Origin of the sequence: Thalassobacterium maritimum (genome assembly GCF_031127805.1) — a bacterium.
Lineage (GTDB): Bacteria > Verrucomicrobiota > Verrucomicrobiia > Opitutales > Coraliomargaritaceae > Thalassobacterium > Thalassobacterium maritimum.
Genome location: NZ_JARXHW010000154.1, coordinates 1 through 1193 on the forward strand (window position 1 = coordinate 1; position 1193 = coordinate 1193).

Sequence of the window (1193 nt, forward strand, 5' to 3'; positions counted from 1 at the left end):
CACAGGCTATCCCAGCACCCCTCAGACTCGCCAGTCCCTGCGGGAACCAGGCGAGATAGTCAATGCGAGTTTACCCGTCAGTTTTGCGACAATCAGTTGCACGATTGACCTCGCAGGCTCGCATCGACTACTCTTCACGATCGATAAAAGAAAAATGAAAATTAGAAAACTATCCATCTCCCAGTTAATCCGCATCGGTTTCTTTGCGGGTATTGGAGCAGCAATACCAATCACGATCATCAGCTATATCCCCATGGTTTTTATCGACGACTTCATGATGATGGACTTCGAAGATGAATTCGCGGAATATGAGGATGACTACATCGAATTCAGCCCTACTGAGTCCAAGCTAGAAGCAACGATTGAAAAGAATAATAAAACAGAGAATGGCTGGGTATTCTTGGGCACCCTGAAAAATTCGGGAGAGCACGACTGGGAATCCGCTACTGTCCAAATAGAATTATTCGACGAAGAAGGAAATTTCATGGATGAGTCCGATGGATACATCCAAGGAGCGATTACTCCGGGAACAACCCACAATTTCAAGGTGACCTTTCACGCCTGTGATGAAGAAAAAGAAATTGCATTCGATGACTACAAGATTGCAGTCACTGGAGCCTACTAAACCAATGGATCGATCCAGTCGCACCTATCAACTCCTTTCGCGCTGCGCGCTTCAGTCGCGATAGTGCTCTACGTTCAGTAATAAAATGAAAAGAAATCGTCAGCACTACTATTTCACGGCAATCATATGCATGGTGGTGCTGTCATTCGCCCAACTCTTTCTAAACTTAAACGATGGCTGGAAGGAGCAAGGAATCACAGAGATTCAAGAGAAGGTTGCCCAAGTCGAAAGTAAGATTAAAGAACTCAGCCCTCAAGAAGCACAGGTAAGCGTAAACCAGTTAAACGAAGAATTAAGTTCTCTGCGGAATAGAGAAAAAATCTATGATACCTTTATCGCCATGGCTGGTATTTTGATGATGCCATGTGCACTAGGGGTCATCTACTTTCGCCCGAGACTGAACCAGACGAGCTAGTCAATGCGAGATCACCCGCCCTATTTTCGAGAACCATTTGCACGATTGACCCCGTAGGCTCGCATCGACTACTCTCCACGTTGTGCGCCAAGCTAAGGGTGCGCCATCTTGCTGGGTGAAAGTCCCAGCCATATAAAGAATAACCCAACAGTA

At 46.0% G+C, this 1193-nt stretch carries 2 protein-coding genes; both read left to right on the forward strand.

The genetic code is table 11. The features are described 5' to 3' along the window. The coding region (locus QEH52_RS19770) for an FxLYD domain-containing protein (protein ID WP_308952686.1) at window positions 1-625 on the forward strand (625 nt) is incomplete at its 5' end. Between the two features lie 85 nt (window positions 626-710). After that, on the forward strand, window positions 711-1040 hold the full coding sequence (locus QEH52_RS19775; protein ID WP_308952687.1) for a hypothetical protein: 330 nt from the start codon (window positions 711-713) through the stop codon (window positions 1038-1040). Window positions 1041-1193 lie beyond the last annotated feature (153 nt).